The 3,128-nt window shown below is 74.2% G+C and carries 1 protein-coding gene; it reads left to right on the forward strand.

The features are described from left to right. Positions 1–3,128: amino acid adenylation domain-containing protein (locus VIB55_RS19035; RefSeq protein WP_331878254.1), on the forward strand; the 3,128-nt coding region annotated here is incomplete at both ends.

Raw genomic sequence — 3,128 nt, forward strand, 5'->3', positions numbered from 1 at the left:
GCGCACCACCTTTCCGACGGTGGACGGAAAGCCGGTCCAGCACGTCGCCCGCGTCGAGGTTAGCGGGTTCCGGCTGGTGGAGCACGACCTCCGTGCCTCGACGGACGCGCAGGACGAACTGCGCCGCCTGGTGCAGGACGAGGCGAGCGCGCCCTTCGACCTGGAGCACGGTCCGCTGTTCCGCGGCCGGCTGGTGCGATTGGCGGCGATCGACCACGTGCTGCTGCTGACGATGCACCACATCGTCTCCGACGGCTGGTCGATGGGCGTGCTGCACCGCGAGCTGGGCGCGCTGTACGGCGCCTTCACCCGCGGCGAGCCCGATCCGCTCCCGCCGCTGCCGGTGCAGTACGCCGACTACGCCGCGTGGCACCGCCGCGTGGTGGAGGGCGAGGTCCTGCAGCGCCAGGCGGAGTACTGGCGCGAGACGCTGTCCGGCGCGCCGGAGCTGCTGGAGCTGCCGACGAGCCATGCGCGCCCGGCGAAGCAGGACTTCACCGGCGCGTCGGTAGACGTGGAGCTCGACGAGGCGCTGTCCGCGGCGCTCAGGACCTTGGGGCAGCGGCACGGCACCACGCTGTTCATGACGCTGCTGGCGGGGTGGGCCGCCGTGCTCGCCCGGCTCTCGGGCCAGGACGAGGTCGTGGTCGGCAGCCCCACCGCCAACCGCGGGCGGCGCGAGATCGAGGGCCTGGTCGGCTTCTTCGTCAACCTCCTGGCGCTGCGCGTGGACCTGTCGGGCTCGCCCAGCGTGGCGGAGCTGCTGGGCCGGGTGAAGGAGCGCGCCCTGGCCGCCCAGCACAACCAGGACATCCCCTTCGAACAGGTGGTGGAGCACCTTCACCCCACGCGCAGCCTGGCGCACACGCCGCTCTTCCAGGTGATGTTCGCCTGGCAGAACGCGCCGGGGGAACGCCTGGAGCTGCCGGGGCTGGCGCTGGGCCCGCTGGACGCGGAGGGCTCCGGGGGCTCGTCGTTGCCCGTGAGCGCCAAGTTCGACCTGTCGCTGGCGCTCCGGGACGAGGGCGGCCGGATCCGGGGGACGGTGGAGTACGCCACCGCGCTCTTCGACCGGGCCACCGTCGAGCGGCACGTAGGCTACCTGCGGCGGGTGCTGGACGGGATGGTCGCGGACGACGCGAAGCCGGTGAACCGGCTGGCGCTGCTTTCCCCGGCCGAGCGGCGCACGGTGGTGGAGGAGTGGACCGCCACCGACGCGGCGTACCCCGCCGACGCGTGCATCCACGAGCTCTTCGAAGCCCAGGTGAAGCGGACGCCCGGCGCCGTGGCGGTGTCGTTCGAAGGGGCGCGCCTCACCTACGAGGAGCTGAACGCGCGGGCCAACCGCGTGGCGCACCGCCTCCGCGCGCTGGGGGTGGGGCCGGAGGTGCGCGTGGCGGTAGGCGTCAGGCGCGGGCTGGAAACGGTGGTCGGGCTCCTGGCGGTGCTCAAGGCCGGCGGCGGCTACGTTCCGCTCGACATCGTGAATCCCGAGGACCGCCTGCAGTTCGTGCTGGCCGACAGCGCGCCCGCCGCGCTGCTGACGGAGGGGCCGCTCGTCGCCCGCTTCGCCGGTGCCGGGGTGCCGCTCGTGGACACGGGCGACCTCGCGGCGCTGGATGCGTATCCCGCGTCGGACCCGGACCGGGCCGAGGTGGGGGTGCGGCCGGAGCACCTGGCGTACGTCATCTACACCTCCGGCTCCACGGGAAGGCCCAAGGGCGTGCTGGTGCGCCACGGCTCGCTGGTCAGCCTGCTGGCCGTCAGCCGCGCGGAGTACGGCGTGGGCCCCGGCGACATGCTCCCCGCGCTGGCGTCGAGCGCCTTCGACATCTCGCTCTTCGAGATCCTTCTCCCGCTCATTTCCGGCGCGGAAACCCGCCTGGTCATGCCCCAGCGGGTGATGGACCCGCGCGCGTTCCTGAGCGAGGTGGCGGACGCCACGCTCCTGCACGCCGTCCCCGCGCTGATGCGCGAGATCGTGCAGGTGGAGCGCCGGGCGCCGCGCCTGGCCCGCCTCCGCGCCACCTTCGTGGGCGGCGACCAGGTTCCCGCCGACCTGCTGGCGGAGATGACCGCCGCCTTCCCGTCCGCGCGGACCTCCGTTCTCTACGGCCCCACCGAGGCGGCGATCCTGGCCTCGGCGCACCAGGTGCCGGCGGACGGCGTGGTCGCCGGGCACCCGATCGGCCGGCCGCTGGGGAACGTGCGCCTGTACGTCTGCGACGCGCTGGGCGAGCCGCAGCCGCCGGGCGTCGCGGGCGAGCTGCTGATCGGCGGGGCCGGCGTGGCGCGCGGCTACCTGGGCCGCCCCGCGCTCACCGCCGAGCGCTTCGTTCCCGATCCGTTCTCCGCCGTTCCCGGCGCACGGCTGTACCGCAGCGGCGACCGGGCGCGATGGAAGGAGAACGGCGATCTCGACTTCCTGGGACGCAACGACTTCCAGGTGAAGATCCGCGGCTTCCGCATCGAGCTGGGCGAGATCGAGGCGCGGCTGCGCGAGCACCCGGCGGTGCGCCAGGGGGTGGTGCTGGCGCGGGAGGACACCCCGGGGCGCAAGCGGCTGGTGGCCTACGTGGTCGGCGAGGCCCCGGCCGACGCGCTGAAGGCGCACCTTGCCGGCCGTCTGCCGGCGTACATGGTGCCCGACGCGTACGTGCCGCTGGAGGCCCTTCCGCTCACGACCAACGGCAAGCTGGACCGCCGGGCGCTCCCGGCGCCGGAGGGCGCGGCGTTCGCGCGCCGCGGCCTCGAGGCGCCGCGCACCATGGCGGAGTCGGTGCTGGCCGAGATCTGGGCCGACGTGCTGGGGGTGGAGCGCGTGGCCCGGCGCGACCACTTCTTCGACCTGGGCGGCCACTCGCTGCTCGCCGCCCGGATGGTGGCCCGCGTGCGCGAGTCGCTGAACCCGGCCGCGACGGTGGACGAGGTGTTCACGTACCCCACGCTCTTCCAGCTCGCGGCGCGGCTGGAGCGGACCGGCGACTGGGTGGGCACCGCCCGCGCCATCCCGGTCCGGGAGGGCGGCTCCGAGCGCCCCCTGTTCCTGATCCACGACGTGGTGGGGTTCGTCTTCTACGGGCAGATCCTTCGCCCGCACCTGGACCCGGAGATCCCCGTCTACGCCC

The sequence above is a fragment of the Longimicrobium sp. genome (genome assembly GCF_036554565.1).
In the GTDB taxonomy this organism is placed as follows: Bacteria; Gemmatimonadota; Gemmatimonadetes; order Longimicrobiales; family Longimicrobiaceae; genus Longimicrobium.